Below are 26,290 nucleotides of genomic sequence, written 5' to 3'. Positions count from 1 at the left end.
TCGTGTAATCATGATGATTTTTGTGAAGAATACAAATAAAACAAGTCATATAAAAGGAGCCAATTCACCATGAATCGTATCTTTTTTATTTTAGTGGCGGCGGGTGTTCCGCTTTCTGTGATCGGCAGTTTGATGCATTGGCCTTCTGTTATTCTCTTTGCTTTGTATTGCGTAACGATTATTGCGCTTGCTAGCTATATGGGAAGGGCGACAGAATCATTGTCCATCATCGCAGGCCCGCGGATCGGCGGTTTGTTGAACGCCACATTTGGGAATGCGGTTGAGTTAATCATCTCTTTATTTGCACTGAAGGAAGGCTTGACGGGAATCGTGCTTGCCTCTTTAACCGGTTCAGTGCTGGGGAACCTGCTGCTGGTGGCGGGGCTATCGTTTTTTGTCGGCGGTTTAAAATATAAGCGGCAGGAGTTTAATATTCATGATGCGCGCCATAACTCCGGTCTTTTGATTTTTGCCATTATTGTCGCTTTTGTGATTCCGGAGGTATTTTCCGTTGGTATGGGTAACGTGGGCAAGCTCAATTTAAGCATCGGCATCAGCATCATTTTGATGCTGTTATATGTGGCGGCTCTGTACTTTAAACTTGTCACACACCGCGGTGTTTATCAGCCGAAGAACAATTCCGCCCAGCATGTGGAAGAGGAAGAGCCGGAATGGTCGGGCAAAATTGCCACAATTGTCTTGTTTGCGGCAACGATTGCTGTGGCATACATATCCGAAAACCTGGTGCACACGTTCCACTCGGTAGCTGAGCAGTTCGGCTGGAGCGAGCTGTTTATCGGGGTTATCATCGTGGCAATAGTCGGTAATGCCGCGGAGCACGCATCAGCCATTATCATGGCCTATAAAAATAAAATGGACGTTGCGGTTGAAATCGCGGTTGGTTCGACGCTGCAGATTGCTATGTTTGTTGCACCGGTTCTTGTGATCTGTTCCATCTTTTTCCCGGTAAGCATGCCGCTTGTGTTTACATTGCCGGAGCTCGTTGCGATGGTATCATCGGTTCTCTTGATGATCGCGATTTCGAATGACGGCGATTCCAACTGGTTTGAAGGGGCGACACTGCTTGCCGCCTATGTCATTATGGCAATCGGCTTTTTCCTTCTTTAACTTGAAAAAATGATGGATAACAACAAAGCGGGTTGAAAAGACTAAGGGAAAATGCCATAGAAAGAGTGATATGATGAAAAAGCTATTTCATTCCACACTTATTGTGCTGTTATTCTTTAGTTTTTTCGGCGTTCAGCCCATCCACGCGAAAAAGCAGTTTAAGGTTCCTGACTCTGTCGCAAGCATCTCGAAGGAAAACACGTATCCGAATGCTTCACAGGATCAGCCGATGCTTCAGCCGAGCAAGCTTGCAAAGGAATTGCTCGATCATTCTGATGTGAAGATTGAAAACCCGCACCTCATCAAAATGCTGAATGAATCCAACATATCCGGCACACCGCTTGCGGTCGGCTACCGGGCGACAATCTTTCTCGGGAAATGGGCGCTCGGCTATGAATCAAACGAAACAGTCGCAAATTGGGAATATAAAAAAATCAATACAAATCGTGCTGATAACCGCGGCGGAAAAGAAACGGCTGAAATGCACTATGCCCAGGAACAGCAATACAAAGTGAAGGGCGGCCTGACAGCTAAGGTTCCAAATGCTGAAGATGTTAAAAGCATGATGATGCTGAAAGCAATGAAGAAAACGAACCTTCCGCTGGCATTTGATACGGTCGTCGGAGCGGGTACAAAGCGGGATCAAATTTATAAAGTCGCTCCTAAGAAACTTGGATATTTAAACGCATATGCGCCGGCTGTGAATGAAAAAGGAAAAGTGACTTACGGAGAAGTATACTTAGTGCTAAAAGGGAATAAACGAAAACTTGTCGTGAAAAATGTTACATCACAGGGAATCGGTGCTTGGATTCCGGTTCAAGACCACGTCACATTTGGCTTTCAGCTTTCCTCGCAGCCAAGATAAAATAAAAAACTGATTCCATTCAGGTGGAATCAGTTTTTTTGTTTATTGTTTTCTCTCGATTCTGACCGCTTCTTCAAGCATTTGCACATTGTTTTGGTACAGCTGGCGAACGAGAATCCGTCTGGCTGCAAGGCTGGCGCTGAAATAATCGTCATCTTTGACCATGCCTTTTACCGTAAATTCGACGCCGCGATTGATATGATTCAATGCGGTGATCCCGTGTATTTGAAAGGGTTCTGCCGGATTGCCGAATTCATTCAGCTTCAATGAATCCCGAAGCTCTTCATTCAGCGTGTCGCATGCCTCTTCTAATACACTATACACGCGGTCCGGATCTTCTTTAAAGCTGATGAGAAAGGATTCGGTAATCCGCATAAAATCAATATTATAGTTCTCTATCTGCCTGACTTCGCCGTTGCTGATGGTGAGCAGCTTCCCGCTCCATTCCCGGATTTGCAGCGAGCGAAGGCCGATTTCCTCAACAGTTCCGTTAAACAAATTGTTGACGGTGACATAATCGCCTTTGTGCAGCTGACGTTCATAAATCAAAAACACACCTGCCAGCACATCCTTAATCAGTGATTGGGCGCCAAAACCGATGACGATACCGGCTACACCCGCCCCGGCTAAAATGTTGCCGAAATCATGCACAAATAAAGACATAACATAAAAGATAAAAGCGATTGTCGCTGTGTACTGGGTGACAGAACGGATAAGGCTTTCAATTGTTTTTTCTTTTCTTTCTTCAATGAAGTCCGTCCGTTTAAAAAATAGCTGGACCAGCCGGTTGATGATAAAAACACCGATCCACAGAATGACAGCAACGAGAAGAATATCGACGATTTTATTCTGGAAAATCTCTGTAAGTGTTTCTTCCATTCGCATCTAACTCCTGGCTTGACGTTTTGTGAAGTCTGCATCCTGATAATAACTGTTTTTGACGAGAACATTCGGCCCGAGGCATCGGACATTCGGGCAGTGGCAATTCAGCTCTTTGGCAAGCTTGGTCTCTCTCCATTTTTCATAGGCGGAAGGGAGGCTGTCCGTCTGGATATTGCCAAGCGGCGGTGTATCGCCGAAATCTGTTACGATAATGTTTCCGTCGAAAATGTTCACATTCAGGCGGGAACGGCCGTCAGGGTCGTTTCTCACCGTGACGTTTTTCGCGGCGCGAAGCCGGTGAAGCAGCTTTTGATCCTCTTCGTTCGAACTGCAGGCATAAAACGGCAGTGTCCCGAACAGCATCCATGTATTTTCATCACGAATGTCCAGCAAACGGTGAATGGACTGTCTCATCTCTTTCAGGCTGAGAGATTCAAGAGCGCTTGCGAAATCGCTCGGGTACATTGGATGGACTTCGTGACGCTGACATTTCATATCTTCTGTGATTTGGCGGTGAATATGCTCAATATGCGGAAGTGTGCGTTTGTTCAGCATCGTTTCCGCAGAAACCATAACCCCAGCATCCACGAGCGTGCGGCTGTTTTCGATCATTTTTTCAAAATAACGCGCGCGCTGTTCGAAGGTCGGTTTTCTGTCCATCATGGCAAAGCCGATCTCAGCAAAATCTTCAACTGTACCCCAGTTATGCGAAATATGCAGGACATCAAGATACGGAATAATCCATTCGTATCGATCAATATCAAGGGTCAGGTTGGAATTGATCTGCGTCCGCACGCCCCGCTCATGGGCGTATTTTAATAACGGAACAACATATTCCTTTACTGATTTTAATGAAAGCATCGGCTCTCCGCCTGTAATGCTGATGGATCTCAGACGCGGAATTTCCTCCAGCCGTTTTAACAGGAGGTCTATTGGCAGAGCATTCGGGTCTTTAGGCTGCAATGTATAGCCTACAGCGCAATGCTCGCATCTCATATTGCACAGTGTCGTTGTTGTGAATTCAACGTTTGTCAGCTGCATGTCTCCATACTGTTCAACATCCATATAGGCTTCCCAAGGATCAAACTCGGGTGTGATCGGGCGCAGCTTCGTGTTTTGTGTCATGACTATCTAACTCCTTTATAAATGGGGCATACTAATGCTGCCAACAGTTAATTTTAGACCTGATTTGTCAAGATCGCAAGTAGCGCAGCGATTGAAAAACGGCAAAAAATGAGCTACCATAATAAAAAATGAATGGAGGAACAGAATGGGAAACGCCGTAAATAATAAGGATCAGCAGCTTGATTATTTAAAGAACAGACTCGACATGTTTATGAACGTCGTTGATTCATTAGACCCTGAAGCAACTGACGTTGAAGATATAGACAGACTCATCAGCATGCTTGATGACCTGGAAGCGAAATACGAACGCTTTAAAAAAGACTGGGAATAAAACCGCGCGCACGCTGCGGTTTTTTATTTTGACATAAAGCGTCAGTATAAAACGAAGCGCCTTTCTGTAAAATATAAAAAAATGCAGAAGGAGCGCTGACCATGAAGTGGATGTGTTCAATATGCTGCGCCGCCGTCTTGCTTGCCGGGGGAGCAGTACAGGCGAGAGCGGTGCCGAATGACCCGATTAACTGGGGCTTTAAACGAAGTGTCAATCATCAGCCGTCTGATGCCGGGGAGCAGCTGAACCGTTTAATTGAAAAATATGACGCGTTTTATTTAGGCAATACAAAGGAAAAAACGATTTACTTAACGTTTGATAATGGCTACGAAAATGGCTATACGCCAAAAGTGCTTGATGTCTTAAAAAAACACCGCGTAACAGGAACATTTTTTGTCACAGGGCATTTCGTAAAAGATCAGCCTGAGCTGATTAAGCGCATGTCAGATGAAGGGCATATTATCGGCAACCATTCGTTTCACCATCCGGATATGACGAAAAAAACAGCTGACCAGATTCAGGACGAACTCGATTCAGTCAACGAAGAGGTCTATAAAATTACGGGAAAGCAGGACAACCTGTATCTGCGTCCGCCGCGCGGCGTGTTCAGTGAATACGTGCTGAAAGAAACGAAACGCCTAGGTTATCAAACCATTTTCTGGTCGGTCGCTTTTGTTGATTGGAAAATCAAAAACCAAAAGGGGAAGAAATATGCCTACGATCATATGATCAAGCAGGCGCACCCAGGGGCCATTTACCTGCTTCACACCGTATCGAAGGACAATGCCGAAGCACTGGATGATGCGATCACAGACCTGAAAAAACAAGGCTACACATTTAAAAGTATTGATGATTTGATGTTTGAGAAAGAAATGAAGCTGCCGTCCTTGTAACGAGAAAGCCTCTCCATGAACGGAGAGGCTTCTTCTTATTTGATACATTTAATAAGTGCGGCCCAATCCAGATCTCCAAAGCCTTTTTCAATCCCGCTTTCAAAATGGCTCTTGGCCAGCTCAGCGAGAGGGAGGTGTGCAGAAACCTGTTCAGCGGCGGCAAGTGCCAGGTTGGTATCCTTCAGTCCTAAAGACATTTTGAAACCGGCAGGCTCAAATTTCTGCTCAGCCATGATGGTTCCGTAATTTTGATAGACAGGAGAGCCAAAGAGAGCGCTGGCGATTTCTAAAAATTGTTTTTGTTCTAAGCCGTACTTCTCCATCATTAAGAATGATTCAGATAACGCCTCCAGCATAGACACGAGCAAGAAATTGATGCTGATTTTGGCCGCGTTTGCCGTCTTGCTTTCTTCGCCAACGTCAAATACCTGCTGGCTCAGGCTGTCAAGCAGAGGCTTGGCGGTTTGCTTCGCTTCCGCCGGCCCGGCTGTTATGATGCGGAGCGCGGCTTTGGCGGCCGCATCCGGTCTTCCGAGTACTGGAGCGGCGAGGAAGGATTGTCCTTTTTCCGCATGAGCCGCTGCGAGCTTTTCAGAGAACTCGACACTGATTGTGCTCATTGAAATGTGGATGCCGTTCTCTGCTAATCCGGCAATCAGCCCGTCTTCTCCGAATGTCACGGCGCTGACAGAATCGTCATCTGAAAGCATCGTTATGACAATATCAGCGGACTCTGCCGCCTGTCGCGGCGTGTCAGCTGCCTGTGCACCTTCTGTTACAAATTCCTTCGTCTTTTGTTTCGTCCGATTATAAACAGTCAATTCATAGCCTTCCTGAAGCACGTTTCGGGCAATGGGCTGTCCCATATTGCCGAGTCCGATAACAGCAATTTTCAATCTGATCTCTCCCTGAACATTTTTTCCATTATAAACAAATTGAACATCATATGCATGAAAAGCGGCTTGCCAATATAAAAAAGAACAGCTTTACGCTGTCCTCATTTAAATATGTTGAACCATCCTTTATGTACAAACCATATCAGCATCCCGATCACAAGCGCAGCCATCAGGCCGAGCACGACGAAATATCCGTAATCCCAATGAAGCTCGGGCATGTAGTCGAAGTTCATCCCGTACACACCGGCAATAAAGGTGAGCGGGATAAAAATGGTCGACACGATCGTCAGTGTCATCATAATCGCATTCATCCGGTTTGTATTCAGTGTCACATAGCTGTCGCGCAAGTCGGACGTCATGTCACGGTTGGATTCCACAATCTCAGATAATTTTAACAAATGATCGTATATGTCGCTGAAATAGGCTTTCGTTTCCTGATGCTCTTTCACATGATCAAGGGTTAAAATCCGATAGAGCAAATCACGCATCGGAATAACCGTCCGTCTCAGATGCAAAAGATCCGTCCTCAGATCAAACACCTCATTCATCAGTGTTCCATATGTTTTGTGGGGCCGGCTTTCTTCAATCTCGTTCAGCCGGTCTTCAATTTTGTATACGAGAGGAAAATATTCATCAACAAGCTGATCCATGATCATATAAGAGATATGCCCAGGTCCTTTTTTGAATAGGTCTGGTGAAGCATACAAACGCTCCCGGACTTTGGCGATCCCGGGCGTTTCGTGTAAATGAAAGGTGACGACAAATCTTTCGCCTTGAAAGATATCCACTTCCTCCGTCTCCAGCGTTTCTTTATTCAGCGCATGAATCACGTAAAAGCGATAGCCGTCATAATGATCAAGCTTCGGCCGCTGCATATGCTGGAAGCAATCCTCAATGGCAAGCGGATGAAAATGAAAAAAATCTCTCAATAATGCCGTTTCTGTATCCTCCGGGCCGTATAAATCAACCCAGTACCACGCAATATCAGGCTGTTCCACTCGTTCGATCGGTATATTTTTCAGCAGCTGATGCTCTGTTGTAATTGCCGTAATGTTGATCATAAACAACCCTCCACCTGCCATTATATCATGCGGCCTTTATGAGAAAAGTATACGGTGTTCTGCCTATTTCAAGCGGCGTGTTATACTGGACAAAAAACGGAAAAAGGGTGGATTGCATGTGGAAGGAAAACGTATCTGTCACGCCTCCGTACCATTTTGACCGCGTGTTGGACAGACTGTCTTTAGACCCTCTCAATGCGGCGGATAAAGAAGCGCGGGAAATACGCGTGCCGATCAGAAACCAAGCGGGAGACGTGTGCATTGTGAAGGTACAGGCGTTGGGCCATGCGGATGAGCCTGGGTTTCTCGTCAGCGGGGAAACGGATCAGGAAGAGATGATGAAGGAAATCAAGCGGATTTTTCAATGGGAACATGATCTGCAGCACGTTCTCGATCATTTTTCGAAAACGAGTCTGTCCGCCATTTTTGAAGAGCATGCAGGCACGCCGCTTGTACTGGACTACAGCGTGTACAACTGCATCATGAAATGCATCATCCACCAGCAGCTGAATCTTTCCTTCGCTTATACGTTAACCGAACGGTTTGTTCATGCGTTTGGCGAACAGAAGGACGGCGTGTGGTGCTATCCAACGCCGGAAACGATTGCGGAACTCGATTATCAGGATCTGCGCGATCTGCAATTCAGCATGAGGAAAGCAGAATACGCCATTGATACGTCAAGGATGATCGCTGAAGGCACACTCGACTTGTCGAAGCTGCCGCAGATGACAGATGAAGACATCATGAAGAAACTGGTCAAAATCAGGGGCATCGGCCCGTGGACCGTGCAAAACGTCCTCATGTTCGGGCTTGGGCGACCTAATTTGTTCCCGCTTGCCGATATTGGACTCCAAAATGCGATCAAACGCCATTTTCAACTGGACGATAAGCCGGCAAAGGATGTCATGCTGGCAATGAGCAAGGAGTGGGAGCCTTATTTAAGCTATGCGTCTTTGTATTTGTGGAGGAGTATCGAATAGAAAAACGGCTGCCTTTTCGGCAGCCGCTCAGATTAATCAAGCTTCACTGTCATGCTTTGGCCAGAAGCGCCACTTTTAACTGGTGAAAACGTGATTTTTAATTGGTGAAGATCTTCCGCTTTTCCGCTATATACCGCTCCTATCACACCTTCGTTTTCTGTGTGCGGCGCGATACGATGTTCATTGCCTTTTAGGATATTATTATCTGCAACTGTCAGCTTTTGGCCGTCATCTGTTTCAACAGATTCAATGCCGTTCCAATCCATTTGTGTGTCTTCGGTATTCTCAGCTTTATAAGTGATTTGAATGTATCGAAGCGGCTCAGACACTTTTTGGTCTGTCATTTTTTTAAAGAGTTTCAGCTGTAAAGGGCTGATATTGGTACGCGACAGCAATTTGACTTGGTCGACAGTAATCGTTAAGGGTTTCATTGCTGTCTGTTTCTGGACATCAGCAATTTTGTCTAATGTAACAATTTCTCCATTGTCCTCGGTGGATGTTTCACCGGGCTTGGAAAGAATTTTATGCCCGCTGTCGCTGTCTTGGCTTGAATCCTCTGTTTCATTGTCGGTATCCAACGGCTTATCGCTTTCCTGAATCAGCTGATTGTCAAGATCGACAAATCGAATGGTCGGTTCGTTGCCGTCATAGTATGACGAATGCTTATACAATGCGCGAAGAAATTGGTCAAAGACTATGGCCAAGAGACCGTTTCCCATCCCTATTCCGTCTGAGTTGTTGAAGGTGACAACAACCGTATTGTTTTTTATTTCCACTTTTTTAACCACTTTTTCTCCATCGGAATTGGCTTCTGTCATTTTTTCAAATGCGCCGTTTAAATCCTTTTTGGAAATATGGATTTTATCCCAATCTTCTTTGGTAATACTGTTAAAGTCTTTTTTTAACAAATCCAGATTTTTGCTTTCGTCTTCTGCTGTTTTTTCTGTTTTTGCAGAAGTCGCGGTGCTGTCGTTTCCGCATCCTGCTGCGCTGAATAGTAACCCTAATGCGCAGGCGGCGGTTAGAAATTTCTTCATTTTATCCCTCTTTTATGTAATAGTCATAACTTGTATCGGCTGTCCTGTTAAATAATTGAGTAAAATTGGAAATGTTTTTGAAAAATATGAAGGAATCTAGGCAAGCGTGTTATACTAGAAAGATGTGAAAAAAACATTTCACTTTCTGCATTTTGCAGAAAGCTCTATATAGAAACGGAGAGAACAATGTGAACCAACAAAAAAAACAGGCGCCCGTTGAACTGAAAGTCGGACAAACCTTTCCCCTGACGATTAAGCGTCTTGGCATTAACGGAGAAGGTGTCGGCTACTTTAAGAAAAAAGTCGTCTTCGTGCCCGGCGCGCTTCCCGGTGAAGAGGTTGTCGTGCAAGCCACAAAGGTTCAGCCGAAGTTTTCCGAAGGCCGCGTGAAGAAGATCCGCAAGGCGTCGGAGCACCGCGTGGCACCGCCTTGCCCTGTATACGAAGAGTGCGGCGGCTGTCAGCTTCAGCACCTTGCATACAGCCAGCAGCTTCGTGAAAAACGCGACATCGTCATTCAGTCTCTTGAACGCCATACGAAGTTTAAAGTGGAAAACATGGACATCAAAGAAACGATCGGCATGGACAACCCGTGGAATTATCGCAACAAAAGCCAATTCCAGATCGGGCGCTCGCAAAGCGGCAACATCATCGCCGGCTTATACGGCCTTGATTCTCATGACATCGTGCCGATCAAAGATTGCATCGTCCAGCATCCGGCAACCAACAAAACAACAGGCATCGTACGCCGTATTTTAGAGGACTTCAATGTGTCTGTTTATAATGAACGGAAACGAAAAGGCGACGTTCGCACCATTGTGACGAGAGTCGGTTTTGAAACAGGCGAGGTGCAGGTCGTGCTAGTGACAGCAAAAGAAACGCTTCCGCACAAGGAAGAAATCGTCAAAGCGATCCAAAAGCGCCTGCCTGAGGTCAAATCCATTATCCAAAATGTAAACGGCGCGAAAACCTCTGTCATTTTCGGTGAGAAAACAAAACCGCTCGCCGGTCATACAGTGATCCAAGAGGTGCTCGGCGACGTATCATTTGAACTGAGCGCCCGCGCTTTCTTCCAGCTCAATCCGGAGCAAACCGTCAAGCTGTACGGCGAAGTGAAAAAAGCGGCGCAGCTGACCGGAAAAGAAAAAGTCGTTGACGCGTATTGCGGCGTCGGCACCATCGGCATGTGGGTAGCGGACGGAGCGAAGGAAGTCCGCGGCATGGACGTTATCAAAGAATCGATTGACGATGCCAAGAAAAACGCCAAAAAACACGGCATGGCAAATGCCACATACGTAACAGGAACAGCCGAGCACTGGCTTCCGAAATGGACGAAAGAAGGCTTCCGCCCGGACGTCGTCATCGTTGACCCGCCAAGAACCGGCTGTGACAGCACATTCCTGGACACGATCAAAAAAGTCAAACCGAAGCGCTTTGTCTACGTTTCCTGCAATCCATCCACGCTTGCGAAGGACTTGCAGGCGCTCTCGAAGGACTATCGTGTGGAATATATTCAGCCTGTGGACATGTTTCCGCAGACGGCTCATGTGGAAGCCGTGGCGAAGCTTGTATTAAAATCGTCTAATTAAAAGAAACGATTCCTAATCAGATCTGGATTTCGGAGAGAACACTGCCGATTTCCGGGTCTTTTTCATGCGCCAGCGTCGCCCTGCTGTCTTTTATGTAACTAGGGCCAAAGAAACAATATGTGATAAGCCCCCAGCTATTGATAAGAATAATGTCAGAGCCATAGAGCAGAAACCCGGGTCATGTGCCTAACCCTGTGATCGGTGTACTTTATCGCTATTTATGTGTTATGAGTAAAGGTTTAAATGTTCAAAATTTACTATCGTTTGATAAGAAGCGCTTCAGCATGCTATAAGTGTAAAAGAACATTTTTGCTTAATTACGTTTGGCCTGGTATCCATAATGAAAGGATTTGAATTTGTTATGATAGATAATTTCTGGCGTGAATTGCCACGACCATTTTTTGTGCTGGCACCAATGGAAGATGTGACTGATGTTGTTTTTCGCCATGTCGTGAGTGAAGCAGGCAGACCTGATGTGTTCTTTACGGAGTTTACAAACTCGGAGAGCTATTGTCATCCAGATGGAAAGGATAGTGTGCGGGGCCGTTTGACCTTTACTGAGGATGAACAGCCAATGGTGGCGCATATATGGGGAGATAAGCCTGAAAACTTCCGGCAAATGAGTATTGGCATGGCGGAATTAGGGTTTAAGGGTCTAGATATCAATATGGGCTGTCCTGTACCTAATGTGACGGGGAATGGAAAGGGAAGCGGCCTTATTTGCCGTCCTGAAGTTGCAGCAGAATTAATACAAGCAGCAAAAGCAGGAGGATTGCCTGTGAGTGTGAAGACAAGGCTGGGTTACACGGATGTGGACGAATGGCGCGACTGGCTGACACACGTACTGAAGCAAGACATTGCGAATCTTTCCATCCATCTGCGTACAAGAGCGGAAATGAGCAAAGCAGATGCGCATTGGGAACTGATTCCGGAAATTAAGAAACTTCGTGACGAGGTGGCACCAGATACACTTTTGACGATCAATGGAGATATTCCTGACCGTGAAACTGGCCTGAAACTTGCTGAACAATACGGCGTTGACGGGATAATGATTGGACGCGGTATTTTTACAAATCCTTTTGCTTTTGAAAAAGAGCCGAAAGAGCATAGCAGTAAGGAATTGATTGATCTTTTGAGACTGCATCTGGATCTCCATGATGAATATTCAAAAACAGAAGCTCGAGCATATAAGCCTCTTCCTCGCTTTTTTAAGATATATCTCCGTGGATTCCGCGGGGCAAGTGAATTAAGAAATCAATGCATGAACACAAAGTCAACAGATGAAGTGCGTGCATTGCTCGATGAATTTGAGAGAAAGTATCTTAATGGGGCGGAGCAATAGCAGAAGGATCCCAATTCAAGGGTAAAGCGAAGTGGGACGTTAAACTGGTGGAAGCGGTATTGAACCCGATTATTCCTGCCAATTGTCATCATTTGAAAAATTTGATATGCGGGAAGACATTCTGCCGATAAGCTGTTGACGTATGATAAGAATCAAGATAGCAGGGATAATTGTCCTTGCTATCTTTTTTTATCTAAAAGGATAAGATAAAATACATGGTAATAACAGGAGATGGTGCGGATACAAAGAAGGGGGAGTTTATGGTGAAAGAATTTCCTATAATTGAAACAAAAAGATTATTGTTAAGAGAAGTAAACTTTGAAGATGCCAAAGATATGCTAACATATCTTTCAGATCAAGATGTTGTTAAGCCGATGGGGTTAGAACCCTTTGAAACAACTAGTGATGTTTGGGAAGAGATTAGGTGGTATAAATCCATATATGAAAAAGGTACAGGTATCAGATGGGGCATTACACTTAAAGATTCTGGCATCGTCATAGGAAGCTGTGGATTTCTTAATAGACTTGCAAAACATTATCGAGCTGAAGTTGGGTATGAATTAAGCAAAGATTACTGGCGAAAAGGAATCGTCAGTGAAGCACTAGAGGCTGTTGTCAAATATGGATATAACCACTTGCAGCTGGAAAGAATTGAAGCTCTTATTGAACCTTCTAATATTTCATCGATAAAACTAGTGGAAAAACAAGGTTTTAGCAGAGAGGGCTTGCTGAGACATTATGAATTTGCTTGTGGTACATTTGAAGATTTATATATGTATTCAATGATCAAAGAAGATTTTACATCTGGTTTGGGAAAATGAATTTTAACTAATGCCTCTTTCACAATAATGGGAGGAACTAACTGCCCGGGATATGAAAAATGAAACAGGGGGAAGAGAAAAATGAAACGACTATGCATCATCCCCTGCGGCAAGGAAAAAATATGGGACGTCCGGCCTGACGCGGGTCCAACAAGGGCGGAAGACGCTTATCTCAGCCCGTTTCATCAGGCGTGCGAGCGGTATGCAAAAGCGTTTTTTGACGAGTGGGTCATTTTGTCTGCAAAGCACGGATTCCTTCGCCCAGATGATATCGTACCCGAAAATTACGATGTGGCTTTTGGAACCGGTCATCCGGAGATCATGACAGCGGAGGAGCTGAGCCGCCAATTTCGCGAAAAGGGCTTTTTCGAAAAAGAAGAGGTCGTCATGCTCGGCGGGAAAAAATATCGCAGTGTCCTTAACGCCGTCATCAGTGAACACCAGCACATCAGCTGGCCGCTGTCACCGTACAAAGGCATTGGCTACATGCTTCAGGCACTGAACAGAGCGGTTGAAGAAAAGCATGAACTGTAAAAGTATATTTTCGGAAAAGAGTGTGAAAATGAAAAGAATTGTGTTCGGCTTCCTTGCCATTGCTGTATTGGGATGTGGCTTATATATCTATCATGTTTTATTCGGTGATCCTTTTTCGAAAAATGCCGCAGAGCAAAAGCTCACATCATATGTGAAACAGACCTATCCTAAAAAAGAAATCAACATCACGAATGGGGTATATAGCGCTAAAACCACTGAATATGTGTTCCAAGCAAACATCCAATCTCATCGCTATCCAATGTGTACGAAGGGATTTCTCCATCCGAAAGTCACGTGCGATGGAATTGAAGAAGCGTATACCGAATCAGTAGCAACACTTAAATGAAGAAGCATCGAAGGAAATCGAAGCAGATCTGAAAAAAGAGGTGCCGCAAATCATAAAAGCTGACGCTGCTTTGATCATTGAAAACGGCCAGTTCACATTAGATACAAAATGGAACAAGCAGCTGGCTGAAAAAGTGTCTATGAACATGACGATTCAGTTAGATGCCAGCGGATTATCAAAAACAGATGCTGCAAAGATGGCGGAAACGGTCAGAAAAACACTTAATGAAAAGGGATATACATACTCAAACGGCGTGATAGACTGTATGCAGGAGGATGGAGACGGCGGTATCGGATATGTCAAATATTCAATTGATTTTCTTCCGGAAACAGCTATTCAGCCAAGCGATGCAGAGGAATTAGGCAGTTAAAAGATTTCCGAGGAAATAAATACGTCGATCATTGTCAAAGACCGGGGTGCCCGGTCTTTTTTGCATGCCATAAAACGAGACAAATGGATCAGAACGAGACAAAATGAGACACCTGTCTCAAACTGTCTCTAGTGTAAAAATGAAAAGACTGATTTTACGGGTATCAAAGACTGGCACACTTCTTGCATTTATAAATGTGAACCCTAAATAGAAGGAGGCGCACAAAATGGAATTGTTAAAACGAGAAGGCTTGTCATTAACTGAGGAGAAAGCGCTATGGATGTACCAAAAGATGCTGGAAATCAGGGGCTTTGAAGACAAAGTGCATGAACTGTTCGCACAGGGAGTGCTTCCCGGATTCGTCCATTTGTATGCCGGTGAAGAAGCGGTAGCGGTAGGCGTGTGCGCTCATTTAGATAATGGCGACAGCATTACAAGCACGCACAGGGGACATGGACATTGTATCGCCAAAGGCTGTGATCTGGACGGCATGATGGCGGAAATTTTCGGGAAAGCGACAGGACTGTGCAAAGGCAAGGGCGGTTCTATGCACATTGCGGATCTCGATAAAGGCATGTTAGGAGCAAATGGAATCGTCGGGGGCGGATTTACGCTCGCATGCGGATCAGCGCTCACCGCTAAATATAAACAGACTAATAATGTAAGCGTTTGCTTTTTCGGAGATGGAGCAAACAACCAAGGCACCTTCCATGAAGGGCTGAACTTAGCGGCAGTATGGAACCTTCCTGTCGTGTTTATCAATGAAAACAACGGCTACGGCGAAGCCACCCCATTTGAATACGCGTCGGCCTGTAATTCAATCGCTGATCGGGCGGCTGCCTATAATATGCCTGGGGTCACGGTGGACGGAAAAGATATTTTAGCAGTTTACCAGGCAGCCGAGGAAGCGATAGAAAGAGCAAGAAACGGCGGAGGCCCGTCTTTGATTGAATGTATGACCTACAGAAATTACGGCCATTTCGAAGGGGATGCCCAAACGTATAAAACGAAGAATGAAAGAGCTGAGCATCTTGAAGAAAAGGATGCCATTCAAGGCTTTAAAAACTACCTTTTAAAAGAAACTGATGCCAATAAACTGTCAGACATTGAAAAGCGTGTCAATGAATCAATTGAAAAAGCCGTCTCGTTCAGCGAAGACAGTCCTTATCCAAAAGAGTCAGAACTGCTGACAGACGTCTACGTGTCATATGAAAAAGGGGGAATGTGAGATGGCGAGAGTCATAAGCATGTCAGACGCGATCAATGAAGCAATGAAGCTTGCGATGAGAAGAGACGAAAATGTGCTTTTGATCGGCGAGGATGTCGCCGGGGGAGCGGCGGTCGATCATTTGCAGGATGATGAAGCTTGGGGCGGTGTATTAGGGGTCACAAAGGGGCTCGTACAGGAATTCGGGCGCACAAGAGTGCTGGATACACCGATTTCTGAGGCGGGCTACATGGGTGCGGCTATGGCTGCGGCATCAACCGGGCTGAGACCGATTGCCGAGCTGATGTTTAATGATTTTATCGGCACGTGCTTTGACCAGGTCATCAACCAAGGCGCGAAATTCCGCTATATGTTCGGCGGAAAAGCGCAAGTGCCGATTACCGTCCGCACCACATATGGAGCGGGTTTTCGGGCCGCTGCCCAGCATTCACAGACGCTGTATGGCCTTTTCACCAGCATTCCGGGACTGAAGACGGTTGTTCCGTCCAATCCGTATGACGCTAAAGGACTGCTGCTTGCAGCAATCGAAGACAATGATCCGGTGTTCTTTTTTGAAGACAAAACGTCCTACAACATGAAGGGCGAGGTGCCGGAAGATTATTATACAATCCCGCTCGGAAAGGCGGACATCAAACGCGAAGGCGGCGATATCACGCTGTTTGCGGTCGGCAAGCAGGTAAATACCGCACTTGAAGCGGCTGCACAGCTTTCAGAGAAAGGCATCGAAGCCGAGGTGCTTGATCCCCGCAGTCTGTCTCCTCTGGATGAGGAAGCGATTTTCACATCGTTGGAAAAAACAAACCGGCTGATCATCATTGACGAAGCCAATCCGCGCTGCAGCATTGCCACGGATATTGCTGCGATAGTAGCCGACAAGGGCTTTGATTTGCTTGATGCGCCGATTAAACGAATTACAGCGCCGCATACACCGGTGCCGTTTTCACCAGTGCTTGAAGATCAATATTTGCCGACAGCAGATCAAATTGTCAGCGTCACGCTAGAATTGCTTGGCGAGCCGGCAATGAATTAATGGGGGGGACACAAATGGCGGTAAAAGTAGTGATGCCAAAATTGGGAATGGCCATGAAACAAGGGGAAGTATCGATATGGAATAAAAAAGTAGGCGATCCGGTTGAAAAAGGAGAAAGCATTGCCAGCATTCAATCGGAGAAAATTGAAATGGATGTTGAGGCGCCGCAAAAAGGAACGCTGATCGATATCAAAGTCAAAGAGGGAGAAGGGGTTCCGCCCGGCACAGCGATCTGCTACATCGGGGATGCCAATGAATCGGCGCAGGAAGAGGCGAAAGCGCCTGCTGCAGAAGACAGTGAGCCGCCAGCCGCCCAGCCCGTAAAATACGAAAACAAAACCGGAGCCGTCAAAAAAGAACGTATCAAAATATCTCCAGTCGCCAGAAAAATAGCGGAAAAAGCGGGATTAGACCTGAAACAGCTGAAAGGCACAGGGCCAGGCGGGCGAATCGTAAAAGACGACGTAACAAAGGCGCTTGCTGAACAGAAAAAAGATCGGCCAGAGCCGGTTTCTGAGCAGAAGGCGCAAGAAACACCGGTGACAGGCATGAGAAAAGTCATCGCGGCCCGAATGCAGGAAAGCCTGACAAACAGCGCGCAGCTGACGATTACGCTGAAGGCTGATATCACCAAGCTGGCCGCCCTTCAAAAACAGCTGTCACCCACGGCGGAAGAACGGTACGGCACCAAGCTGACGATGACTCATTTTGTGTCGAGAGCCGCCGTTCTCGCCCTGCAAGCTCATCCTATGCTGAACAGCTTTTATCAAAATGAGCGCATCATCACCCATCCTTATGTGCACCTCGGAATGGCTGTGGCCTTGGAAAATGGATTAGTTGTGCCTGTGATTCGCCACGCTGAAAAGCAATCGCTGGTTGAACTGGCCCAATCCATCTCAGAACATGCCAAAAAAGCGCGCGAGGGACGTGCGGGAAGCGAAGAACTGCAAGGCTCAACCTTCTCCATTACAAACCTTGGCGCTTTCGGAATCGAGCATTTCACACCGATATTAAATCCGCCGGAAACAGGCATTCTCGGCATCGGAGCAAGCTATGACACGCCCGTGTATCAAGGGGAAGAGATTGTGAGAAGCACGATCCTGCCGCTTAGCCTGACATTTGATCACAGGGCTTGTGACGGCGCTCCTGCCGCTGCATTTCTGAAGGCGATTAAAACATATTTAGAAGAACCGGCAGCATTAATTTTATAGGAAAAGCAGGTGAAAACGACATGACACTAGCCATTATCGGCGGCGGACCTGCAGGCTATGCGGCTGCAGTCTCCGCGGCACAGCAGGGCAGAAACGTGCTGCTGATTGACAAAGGCCCGCTTGGGGGAACCTGCCTGAATGAAGGCTGCATCCCGACAAAGTCTTTATTAGAAAACGCAAACGTTCTTGATAAAATCAAGCATGCCGGCCACTTTGGAATCGAACTTCCGCCCGGTGCGATATCGGTTGATTGGAGCAAAATGCAGAACCGAAAACAACAGGTTGTCAGTCAGCTTGTCCAAGGCGTTCAATACTTGATGAAGAAAAATCAAATACAGGTTGTGAAGGGGACGGCCTCCTTTCTTTCTGACAGAAAGCTCTTGATCGAAGGAGAGAATGGAAAAGAAATCAGAGAGGCGGACCAAGTATTGATTGCATCCGGATCAGAGCCGATCGAGCTGCCATTCGCCCCGTTTGACGGCGAATGGATCATCGACAGCAAGGACGCGCTTTCTCTTTCTGAGATTCCGTCTTCACTTGTCATTGTCGGCGGCGGTGTGATCGGCTGCGAGTATGCCGGGCTGTTTGCCAGACTGGGATCGAAGGTGACCATCATTGAAACAGCCGGCCAGCTGATCCCGGCTGAGGATGAAGAGATTGCTCGTCTCTTTCAGGAGAAGCTCGAAAAAGACGGTGTTGAAGTGCATACTTCATCAAGGTTAGAGCGGGTGGATCAAACGGCCAAAACGGCAATATGGAAAAGCGGGCAGCGGGAGTTTAAAACGAAAGCCGATTATGTACTCGTGGCGATTGGCAGAAAACCTCGTCTTGACGGATTACAGCTGGAGCAGGCCGGAGTAGATTTTTCTCCAAAAGGCATTCCGGTGAACGGGCACATGCAGACGAACGTACCTCATATTTATGCGTGCGGAGACGCAATTGGAGGCATTCAGCTGGCGCATGCGGCTTTCCATGAGGGCATCATCGCTGCTTCTCATGCTTCCGGCAGGGATGTCCAAATCAATGAGAAACATGTGCCCCGCTGCATTTACACATCACCGGAAATCGCGTGTATCGGAATGACAGAACAACAGGCAAGAAGCGAATACGGGGATGTGAAGATTGGTGAATTTCCTTTTTCCGCAAACGGCAAAGCGCTCATTAAACAGCAAGCGGAAGGAAAGGTCAAAATCGTGGCGGAACCTGAATTCGGGGAAATCGTCGGTGTCTCGATGATTGGTCCTGATGTCACCGAGCTCATCGGCCAGGCGGCTGCGATCATGAATGGTGAGATGACCGCTGATATGGCGGAGCATTTTATCGCCGCCCATCCGACACTGTCGGAAACATTACACGAGGCGCTGTTAAGCACAATTGGGCTTGCAGTGCATGCATAACACGGGAAAAAGCAGGCGCGGGGAATACAAGACGCCTGCTTTTTTATTGTTGAAAGCGCTTTATTTTTCCCCTACAATAGATGAAAACGGCGTGTAAGGGAGGAGCGATCAAGGAAATGAATTCGATCCCAAACGATTTGCAAACCTGGAAACGTTTTGTGAAAGACGGTGTACTTGATGAAGCCCGGTTAAGAAAACGGATCGCCGAGTCATGGCATCGCTGCAAAAAAGCTGAGGTCAATCCATATTTAGAAAAAGGCCCAAAGGTTTTACAGCAAACGGAGCTGGATCAGCAGTCAAAAAAGCATTCATTTTTCCTGAAGACCGCACAGCCTTACCTCGAAAAACTGCTGCCTGCCATAAAAGAAATGGAAATGATGGCGCTGTTAATTGATTCAGAGGGTGTTGTTCAGGCACTCGACGGCCATCCCCGCGCGCTCTATGAAGCCAAACGCATCAACTTCGTCAAGGGCGCATGCTGGACGGAAACGGCTGTCGGAACAAATGCGATTGGTACGGCGCTCCACATGATTGAGCCGGTTGCGATACAAGGATCAGAACATTACTCCATCGCTTCCCATCACTGGAACTGTTCAGCCGCTCCGATTCACCATGAGGATGGCAGCCTTGCGGGTGTGATTGACATATCGTGTCCGGCGGCAGGCGCGCATCCCCACATGCTCGGTATAGCCACTGCGATCGCCTATGCCGCGGAACGGGAACTGGCAGCTAAAAGCCGCGAGAAAGAGCTGGAGCTGATCAGCCGTTTTGGAGATAGGGCTGCATCCCGTGTGCCAGTGGTCCTCTGCAATACCAAACAGCACATTATCAGCGCGAGCATACCGATTCGAACCTTAATACCGGATTGGCAGGGCCGGCACCTGTATGAGTTGAAAGAACGGGGCTTTTCAATCGAAAAAGCAGTCACCATGGGAGATGGCGGCACGTGTTTTTATCTCTCGGAACAAAAGAAAAAGCCGGCATTTCGTTTCAATGGAGTGATCGGGCAAAGCGGCCGATCGCAAGGAATGCTGAAGAACCTTGAACGAGCGGCTGCGGCGGATGCAACGGTCTGTCTGTCGGGCGAAACGGGTACGGGGAAGGAAGTCGCTGCCCGCGCGCTTCATGAGAACAGCGAGCGGCGGCACGGCCCGTTTGTTGCTGTCAATTGCGGAGCGATTCCATCTGACTTGATTGAAAGCGAGCTATTCGGCTATGCGGAGGGCGCTTTTACGGGAGCGAAACGAAACGGCTACAAAGGCGCCTTTCAAAAAGCGAATCATGGGACCTTATTTTTAGATGAGATCGGAGAAATCTCCCATTCGATGCAGGTTGCGCTTTTAAGGGTGCTTCAGGAACGCAAGATTACGCCGGTCGGCGGGGCGAAAGAAATTCCGGTTGATATTAGAGTCATTGCCGCCACACATTGTGATTTGCGCGAGCTTGCTGAAAGCGGGATAATCAGAGAGGACTTGTTTTACCGCCTTCATGTCTATCCAATCGAGCTTCCTCCTTTACGCGACCGCCCCGAGGATATTCCGGACCTCTTTCAGTACTACAAACAGAAAAATCATTGGCCTGGCGAACTTCCCCTTGCTTTGTTGGATGTGCTGAAACAATGGAGGTGGCCGGGGAATATTCGCGAGCTGTTTAATGTGTTTGAACGTCTTTCCATCAGATTTCCGGACGGCCGGCTGAGGGATGAGCCGCTCACCGCTTTACTGGAAGCCGCTGGACTGCCGATCAGCCCGGCAGAAAAAAAGCCGGATGCGGCCGGTGCGCTGACCCTTCGTGAGCAAATCCAAAAAGATATGATGATCAAAGCGCTTGAATCCGCAAAAGGTAACGTCTCTCAAGCCGCCAAAATCAGCGGAATCCCCCGAAGCACTTTCTACAAACGGCTGAAAAAATTCAACTTGGCTGCTGAATCATAAAGCATACTTCTTTCAAGAAATGGAAACGTTATGTATGAAGGAGGGTGTTAGAATGAATATTCAAAGGGCGAAAGAAATTGTAGAATCTCCCGACATGAAGAAAGTAACATATAACGGAGTTCCTATTTACATTCAGCACGTGAATGAAGAAGACGGAACAGCGAGAATTTATCCGCTTGATGAACCGCAAGAGGAGCATGAAGTGCAGCTGACCAACTTAAAAGAGGATTAAACAAAAATGGCCCGCTTCATAAGCAGGCCATTTTGTTATCCGCGCGGCGCAAATAAAATGACACAGACGCCGAGGAGACAAATCAATGCGCCGACCCAGTCATACAGATCAGGTGTTTTCCGGTCGACAAGCCATCCCCACAGGACCGCAAGCACGATGAATACCCCGCCATAAGCGGCGTATACACGGCCGAAGGAAGGGAAGGACTGAAACGTCGGAAGAATGCCGTAGACAATCAGGATCAGCGCTCCGGCGATCCCGTAGCCGACTGGCTTTGCCTCTCTCAGCCACAGCCAAACCAAATACCCGCCGCCAATTTCGGCAAGCCCCGCCGCGAGAAATAAAAGAATGGTCATCAGCATCACGCGCACTCCTCAACTTGCTTTTCTCTTTCATTATAAAGGAGGAGTGCTGTTAAAGCTTCGGATGATCCTCAAATTCCTTCAAATACGCGTTTCTCTGAATCTCCGTAAACTGGCTGATCCAATTGCTTTTCGCCTCTTCATTCAGATGGGGGAGGATATAGCGTTCAACCGCTTCAAAAAACAGAGGGTTCGGAATAATGTTCCAAGTGGGAATGCGAATGGTTTTCCGATCAACAGTCTGAATCATTACATCTTCCTGAAAAAGCCCTTTTAGGCTAAATTTATGCCGGCTCATCTCAATTTTCTTTATATCGATGAATTTCACAGACACTTTGTCAGTGAACAACTCTCCATCTTTTCCTGTTTTGATGCGGAAGATGGTATTTCCCCGCGGGGTGAACGCCGGAAAGAAGATGATAAATAAATATAAACAAAACAAGGTGAACAGAAAGCCGGCAGGAATGGCTAAAAGGTAATATTTCGTTTGAAAGGTAATACCCATATAAAAGAGCCACAAACATGCGAATCCCATACCGGCAGATCCGACAAAAGCCCATATTCTGAGGAACATTCTGCTATTGACTTCAACGATTTCTTGGTTTTTCAATGCTTTTCTCCTTTTGTCCATTCAGATTCTTATTCACTTTTTGAAATGATTTGATTTACAACATCCTTATGAGCAGGGAGGACAGAAAATTCATTCTGGGTGATGCCTGTAACAAGCCAAGTATGAAGGGTTCCGGGCAGAACAAATGCCATGTCAGCTACTTCAGGAGCGTTATCTTTGTCATACGCCAGGCGCATCAGTGTATCCATTTTCCCTTTTCGTAAAGCCAGATCATTTACAAATCGGGTAACGTCCTCTTGGTGGTCATGTTTTTCAAGGAATTCTTTTAGGTATGAAGGGTTGTCCGAAGCGCCCTCCAAGAGTTTTTCAAATTCATTTGATGTCAATGACACAATCGAGTCTCTTTTATCCTCTGTATCTATTATACGTAAAAACTCATCGGTCTTAGCAATCAGTCCTTCACTTGATTCCATTTTTGTGATGCGGTGGACTTGTTCGTCAAAAAGGAGTTCGTGAGAGTAGGTACCGAACTTTGATACATGGCAGGAAACATTCAGTTCGGCGCCTTGTCCGTCAAATTTAGAAAGCTTTACTGTAAAGTCAGCGTCGTTTAATACATGGATAAACGGACAATACTCGTCCTTCAACCGATATTGATGATTCCGATATTCCGCCGCATCCTTGGCTAAGAGTGAACGGCACGCGGCTTCAAACAAAGCGCCGAGCTGTTCATCTTCTATCTCGGGGAAATAGGCTTGCTTCAAGGCCATGCCTTGTTCAAAAAATCCTTCGCTGTAAAAACAAAATAAAAGCTCTTCTATGCTGATTGTAAACTGCTTCATTGATTATTCTCCTATCCAAATGAAAATTTCCCTTTAAGGAAATGGGTTGCGCCATGTATAAGCGAATCCGCTGTTTTCTTTGCTTTTTCCATTCCTTTTTTGGCGCTGTCTATCCCTTTATGTATCGTTTCATTCGCAGCATCTATGCCGTCATTCACGGATTTCACGACTTTGCCGGCCGATTCCAGCCCTTTCTTGGCTTTATCAACGACAGCATGAATGGGTTCCTTCAACGTTAAGGCTGCTTTTTCTGCGAAACCGGCTGTATATTTGGCGATTTGTTCTCCGACGACTCCGCCAACATATGAACCGGCTGCCCCAAGAAGAACAGTGCCCACAGGTCCTGCAAAGCTTCCGAGCGCACCGCCGATGACAGCGCCTGCTGTCGCTCCGCCGGCAACAAAAATGGTGTTATTCACAGCATTCCCGACAGCCTTGGCGTTTTCACGCTTGAGAACGTCCGGTTTGTCTTGGTATTTCGCGTAATTTTCAGCAATTTTCAAGCCTGCTCCGAACGTTTCAGTCGCTCCGGTGATCAGTGTGGCGGTAATGGCATTTCCTTTTGCGAATTTCAAGCCTGTTTTTCCGACATCCTTCAAAGTCGAGCGTACGCCGGCTTCATTAAGAAATCCTCTTGTGTAGCTTCTGACACTGTTTGAAAAATCCACCGTATCCTGAGGGAAGTACTTTGTAAACTTTTTATGTACCAAATCTGAAAATGGCCGGTTTGTCTTTTTAAACAAATATTTAGGATTCAAAAGCACTCTGGCCGCTTTTTGATAACGTGACCTGTCAACGGCTCCGGAAATATCCAAGAGAAGCTTGGAATGACGGGCTGTATGTAAGCCGCTTGGCTGTTTTTCGAATTTCGTAAGCCCGAGCCCGTAGTATTTTCCCTGCGTCAGCATAAGAGCGGTTAAGCTTGTCATTGTCCCATATTTGTCATAAGCATGATAAAGCTTTCGTAACATATCATCCTGTTCAACAAATTTATCGCCCGTTTTCCTGATGAAAATGTCATTGTCACTCAGCTTGGTGACAAGCGCTTTTCCTGAACTCCACGCATCGCCGACTCCGGAAAAACAGCTGCTGTAGCGGGGATCGCATTGCAAAATCATCTGCCCCAGCTCCACATGCAGGTCCTTATATTTGTTTTCCATATCGGTTAATTCAGTGACAACATCATTTGCCAGCTGTTCGAGCTTATCCGGATCAACTGCAATGTTTCCTGACACACTGTTCACCCCCTGAGTTTATGTCTTTCCTCTCTGGCTTTACGTTCCATTTCTTCCATTCTGGCAATCTCTGCTTTTCGTTCTTCTATTTTGACGGCGGCTGCTTTAAGTTCTTGGCTTGTTTCAAGCAGTTCCAGTTCGAATTGATCGTAGGCCGCTTTCGTTTCCTCGAAATCCTGGTCGAACGAATCTCTTGCTTTCCCCTGCCAAGCATCCCCTAATGCAGATAACCGGGATTCAAGGAGCATTTTGGAACTTCTGACCTCTTCCGCGGCCGCACTGTACTTGTTTGCCAGCTCAATGACTTTATATGAGTCCAACTTTTGTCCCCTGCCTTTCCTAAATTAACGCACAAATGGATGTTTTCTATAAATGATTATAAATAATTCGGCATGTATCCGAATCGTACAAAAGAACCTTTTCATAAGAACTGGAAGGGTGTATATTCACTTAAATTTCACAGTTGGTGAGACTTTAAGATTACAAAAAAGGTAAAAAAACCAAATCTCTCAAACACAAGGTAAATGAGAAATTTCCCGCCCTATGAGAAAAAACACTAAAGTTGATTAAATGACCTAAGTGCGCCAAACGTGTTACGGGACGGGCTCTCCCATGGTATAAATAAAAATGTAAACGTTATCAAGGAGGTCGTCATATGAAGAAAAAATCATTCTCAATCGTAATAGCGGGCGGAGGAAGCACTTTCACTCCAGGGATCGTTCTGATGCTCTTAGATCATTTGGAGGAGTTTCCGATCAGAAAGCTCAAGCTGTATGATAATGATAAGGAAAGACAGGATCGCATTGCGGGCGCCTGTGATGTTTTTATTAGAGAAAAAGCGCCGGACATTGAATTTACAGCGACGACTGACCCGAAAGAAGCTTTTACAGATGTCGATTTTGTCATGGCGCACATTAGGGTTGGGAAATACGCGATGCGTGCGCTCGATGAGCAAATTCCGCTGAAGTACGGAGTTGTCGGCCAGGAGACGTGCGGGCCGGGTGGTATCGCATACGGCATGCGTTCGATCGGCGGCGTGCTTGAAATATTAGATTACATGGAAACATGCTCGCCTGATGCATGGATGCTTAATTACTCAAACCCGGCGGCGATTGTAGCCGAAGCTACGAGACGCCTCAGACCGAATTCGAAAATTCTTAATATCTGTGATATGCCGGTCGGAATCGAAGACCGGATGGCGCACATTCTCGGCCTGTCCTCAAGAAAAGACATGAAGGTCCGCTATTACGGTTTAAATCATTTCGGCTGGTGGACATCGATTCATGATCAAGAGGGTAACGATTTAATGCCGAAGCTGAAGGAGCATGTATCTCAATACGGGTATATTCCGAAGATGGAGGCTGAAGCTGTAGAGGCGAGCTGGAATGATACGTTCGCCAAAGCGCGTGACGTACAGGCCGCAGATCCTGACACACTGCCGAATACGTATTTGCAATATTATTTGTTCCCGGATGATATGGTGAAAAAATCAAATCCGAATCATACGCGGGCAAACGAAGTGATGGAAGGGCGCGAAGCCTTTATTTTCAGTCAATGTGACATGATCACACGCGAGCAGTCCTCGAAAAACAGCGAAATCAAAATAGATGATCACGCATCATATATCGTTGATCTGGCCCGGGCAATTGCCTACAACACAGGTGAAAGAATGCTGTTGATTGTTGAAAACAACGGCGCGATTGCGAACTTTGATCCGACTGCGATGGTCGAGGTGCCATGTATCGTCGGCTCTAATGGGCCTGAACCGATCACCGTCGGCACCATTCCGCAATTCCAAAAGGGGCTGATGGAGCAACAGGTATCCGTTGAAAAACTGACGGTTGAAGCGTGGGCAGAGAAATCGTTCCAAAAGCTCTGGCAAGCGCTGATTCTGTCAAAAACAGTGCCGAACGCGCGTGTGGCAAGGCTCATTCTCGAGGATTTAATAGAGGCGAACAAAGACTATTGGCCACAGCTTGATCAAAGCCCAACCCGCATTTCATAACTGAAATTCCCCCATTTTCGAATCTGTAATTGTATATAATAGA

At 46.5% G+C, this 26,290-nt stretch carries 26 protein-coding genes and 1 pseudogene; 17 read left to right on the top strand and 10 right to left on the bottom strand.

Annotated elements, in window-relative coordinates; translation table 11 throughout:
- The first annotated feature begins 69 nt into the window (after positions 1 to 69).
- Positions 70 to 1,128 carry a calcium/proton exchanger gene (cax, locus tag ACY3LV_RS14855; RefSeq protein ID WP_148963614.1) on the top strand — a complete coding sequence of 353 codons (1,059 nt, stop codon included), beginning with the start codon at positions 70 to 72 and terminating at the stop codon, positions 1,126 to 1,128.
- A 70-nt stretch (positions 1,129 to 1,198) separates the two neighbouring features.
- The gene (locus ACY3LV_RS14850; RefSeq protein WP_202328286.1) at positions 1,199 to 1,993 is read left to right on the top strand and encodes a YfkD famly protein; all 795 of its coding nucleotides are present in this window, start codon (positions 1,199 to 1,201) and stop codon (positions 1,991 to 1,993) included.
- 42 nt (positions 1,994 to 2,035) lie between these two features.
- Here ACY3LV_RS14850 and mscC read toward each other — a convergent pair whose 3' ends face one another.
- Together mscC and yfkAB are read right to left on the bottom strand one after the other, a co-directional pair.
- Positions 2,036 to 2,878, bottom strand: a complete 843-nt coding sequence (mscC, locus tag ACY3LV_RS14845; RefSeq protein WP_148963616.1) for a mechanosensitive ion channel protein MscC — start codon at positions 2,876 to 2,878, stop codon at positions 2,036 to 2,038.
- Complete coding sequence (gene yfkAB, locus ACY3LV_RS14840) at positions 2,879 to 4,000, bottom strand: radical SAM/CxCxxxxC motif protein YfkAB (protein ID WP_148963617.1); 1,122 nt, start codon at positions 3,998 to 4,000, stop codon at positions 2,879 to 2,881.
- A gap of 145 nt (positions 4,001 to 4,145) precedes the next feature.
- Between yfkAB and ACY3LV_RS14835 the strand changes: the two genes are divergently transcribed.
- Positions 4,146 to 4,331 carry an SE1561 family protein gene (locus ACY3LV_RS14835; protein ID WP_087992562.1) on the top strand — a complete coding sequence of 62 codons (186 nt, stop codon included), beginning with the start codon at positions 4,146 to 4,148 and terminating at the stop codon, positions 4,329 to 4,331.
- Between the two features lie 101 nt (positions 4,332 to 4,432).
- Positions 4,433 to 5,224 (top strand): delta-lactam-biosynthetic de-N-acetylase, encoded by a 792-nt coding sequence (gene pdaA, locus ACY3LV_RS14830; protein WP_464864065.1) that lies wholly within the window; start codon positions 4,433 to 4,435, stop codon positions 5,222 to 5,224.
- Positions 5,225 to 5,259: 35 nt separating this feature from the next.
- Here pdaA and ACY3LV_RS14825 read toward each other — a convergent pair whose 3' ends face one another.
- Both ACY3LV_RS14825 and corA read right to left on the bottom strand, forming a co-directional pair.
- Positions 5,260 to 6,120: an NAD(P)-dependent oxidoreductase gene (locus ACY3LV_RS14825; RefSeq protein ID WP_289346692.1), complete on the bottom strand. Its 861-nt coding sequence runs from the start codon at positions 6,118 to 6,120 to the stop codon at positions 5,260 to 5,262.
- A 101-nt stretch (positions 6,121 to 6,221) separates the two neighbouring features.
- Positions 6,222 to 7,181: a magnesium/cobalt transporter CorA gene (corA, locus tag ACY3LV_RS14820; RefSeq protein WP_464864064.1), complete on the bottom strand. Its 960-nt coding sequence runs from the start codon at positions 7,179 to 7,181 to the stop codon at positions 6,222 to 6,224.
- Positions 7,182 to 7,297: 116 nt separating this feature from the next.
- Between corA and ACY3LV_RS14815 the strand changes: the two genes are divergently transcribed.
- Positions 7,298 to 8,161: a DNA-3-methyladenine glycosylase gene (locus tag ACY3LV_RS14815; protein ID WP_333562149.1), complete on the top strand. Its 864-nt coding sequence runs from the start codon at positions 7,298 to 7,300 to the stop codon at positions 8,159 to 8,161.
- Positions 8,162 to 8,193: 32 nt separating this feature from the next.
- Here ACY3LV_RS14815 and ACY3LV_RS14810 read toward each other — a convergent pair whose 3' ends face one another.
- A complete protein-coding gene (locus ACY3LV_RS14810; RefSeq protein ID WP_464864062.1) occupies positions 8,194 to 9,198 on the bottom strand; it encodes a hypothetical protein in 1,005 nt (334 codons plus the stop codon).
- Between the two features lie 188 nt (positions 9,199 to 9,386).
- Between ACY3LV_RS14810 and rlmD the strand changes: the two genes are divergently transcribed.
- From rlmD to ACY3LV_RS14755, 11 genes and pseudogenes are all read left to right on the top strand, one after another.
- The gene (gene rlmD / locus ACY3LV_RS14805; RefSeq protein ID WP_464864061.1) at positions 9,387 to 10,787 is read left to right on the top strand and encodes a 23S rRNA (uracil(1939)-C(5))-methyltransferase RlmD; all 1,401 of its coding nucleotides are present in this window, start codon (positions 9,387 to 9,389) and stop codon (positions 10,785 to 10,787) included.
- A gap of 361 nt (positions 10,788 to 11,148) precedes the next feature.
- The gene (locus ACY3LV_RS14800) at positions 11,149 to 12,129 is read left to right on the top strand and encodes a tRNA dihydrouridine synthase (protein ID WP_464864080.1); all 981 of its coding nucleotides are present in this window, start codon (positions 11,149 to 11,151) and stop codon (positions 12,127 to 12,129) included.
- 263 nt (positions 12,130 to 12,392) lie between these two features.
- Positions 12,393 to 12,950: a GNAT family N-acetyltransferase gene (locus tag ACY3LV_RS14795; RefSeq protein WP_187441534.1), complete on the top strand. Its 558-nt coding sequence runs from the start codon at positions 12,393 to 12,395 to the stop codon at positions 12,948 to 12,950.
- Positions 12,951 to 13,031: 81 nt separating this feature from the next.
- Positions 13,032 to 13,484 carry a DUF6884 domain-containing protein gene (locus tag ACY3LV_RS14790; protein WP_464864060.1) on the top strand — a complete coding sequence of 151 codons (453 nt, stop codon included), beginning with the start codon at positions 13,032 to 13,034 and terminating at the stop codon, positions 13,482 to 13,484.
- Positions 13,485 to 13,512: 28 nt separating this feature from the next.
- Positions 13,513 to 14,200 (top strand): annotated as a pseudogene (locus tag ACY3LV_RS14785) (YfjL-like protein).
- A 226-nt stretch (positions 14,201 to 14,426) separates the two neighbouring features.
- Complete coding sequence (acoA, locus tag ACY3LV_RS14780) at positions 14,427 to 15,428, top strand: acetoin:2,6-dichlorophenolindophenol oxidoreductase subunit alpha (RefSeq protein WP_148963627.1); 1,002 nt, start codon at positions 14,427 to 14,429, stop codon at positions 15,426 to 15,428.
- A gap of 1 nt (position 15,429) precedes the next feature.
- Positions 15,430 to 16,458: an acetoin:2,6-dichlorophenolindophenol oxidoreductase subunit beta gene (gene acoB, locus ACY3LV_RS14775; protein WP_458866821.1), complete on the top strand. Its 1,029-nt coding sequence runs from the start codon at positions 15,430 to 15,432 to the stop codon at positions 16,456 to 16,458.
- 14 nt (positions 16,459 to 16,472) lie between these two features.
- Complete coding sequence (locus ACY3LV_RS14770) at positions 16,473 to 17,669, top strand: dihydrolipoamide acetyltransferase family protein (protein ID WP_464864059.1); 1,197 nt, start codon at positions 16,473 to 16,475, stop codon at positions 17,667 to 17,669.
- A gap of 20 nt (positions 17,670 to 17,689) precedes the next feature.
- Positions 17,690 to 19,066: an acetoin dehydrogenase complex dihydrolipoyl dehydrogenase gene (acoL, locus tag ACY3LV_RS14765; protein ID WP_464864057.1), complete on the top strand. Its 1,377-nt coding sequence runs from the start codon at positions 17,690 to 17,692 to the stop codon at positions 19,064 to 19,066.
- Between the two features lie 116 nt (positions 19,067 to 19,182).
- Entirely contained in the window at positions 19,183 to 21,000 is a 1,818-nt protein-coding gene (locus ACY3LV_RS14760; RefSeq protein ID WP_464864056.1) for a sigma-54-dependent Fis family transcriptional regulator, read from the top strand.
- Between the two features lie 52 nt (positions 21,001 to 21,052).
- Positions 21,053 to 21,232, top strand: coding sequence for a small acid-soluble spore protein H (locus ACY3LV_RS14755; protein WP_087992576.1), 180 nt, complete (start codon positions 21,053 to 21,055; stop codon positions 21,230 to 21,232).
- Between the two features lie 35 nt (positions 21,233 to 21,267).
- Here the strand turns inward: ACY3LV_RS14755 and ACY3LV_RS14750 are convergent, their stop codons facing one another.
- Genes ACY3LV_RS14750 through ACY3LV_RS14730 form a run of 5 tightly spaced genes read right to left on the bottom strand, consistent with a single transcriptional unit; the run spans position 21,268 to position 24,562 of the window.
- Positions 21,268 to 21,597: a YnfA family protein gene (locus ACY3LV_RS14750; protein ID WP_087992577.1), complete on the bottom strand. Its 330-nt coding sequence runs from the start codon at positions 21,595 to 21,597 to the stop codon at positions 21,268 to 21,270.
- A 49-nt stretch (positions 21,598 to 21,646) separates the two neighbouring features.
- The gene (locus ACY3LV_RS14745) at positions 21,647 to 22,204 is read right to left on the bottom strand and encodes a YfjD family protein (RefSeq protein ID WP_148963632.1); all 558 of its coding nucleotides are present in this window, start codon (positions 22,202 to 22,204) and stop codon (positions 21,647 to 21,649) included.
- Positions 22,205 to 22,233: 29 nt separating this feature from the next.
- Entirely contained in the window at positions 22,234 to 23,007 is a 774-nt protein-coding gene (locus ACY3LV_RS14740; RefSeq protein ID WP_148963633.1) for a hypothetical protein, read from the bottom strand.
- Between the two features lie 11 nt (positions 23,008 to 23,018).
- Complete coding sequence (locus ACY3LV_RS14735; RefSeq protein ID WP_464864055.1) at positions 23,019 to 24,242, bottom strand: hypothetical protein; 1,224 nt, start codon at positions 24,240 to 24,242, stop codon at positions 23,019 to 23,021.
- Positions 24,243 to 24,247: 5 nt separating this feature from the next.
- Positions 24,248 to 24,562, bottom strand: coding sequence for a WXG100 family type VII secretion target (locus ACY3LV_RS14730; RefSeq protein WP_087992581.1), 315 nt, complete (start codon positions 24,560 to 24,562; stop codon positions 24,248 to 24,250).
- Positions 24,563 to 24,897: 335 nt separating this feature from the next.
- Between ACY3LV_RS14730 and glvA the strand changes: the two genes are divergently transcribed.
- Positions 24,898 to 26,247, top strand: coding sequence for a maltose-6'-phosphate glucosidase (gene glvA / locus ACY3LV_RS14725; RefSeq protein WP_464864054.1), 1,350 nt, complete (start codon positions 24,898 to 24,900; stop codon positions 26,245 to 26,247).
- The last annotated feature ends 43 nt before the right edge of the window (positions 26,248 to 26,290 follow it).

Source organism: Bacillus sp. 11C, assembly GCF_055486375.1.
Note: the sequence above shows the minus strand (reverse complement) of the source record. Positions and strands in the feature narration are given on the sequence as shown.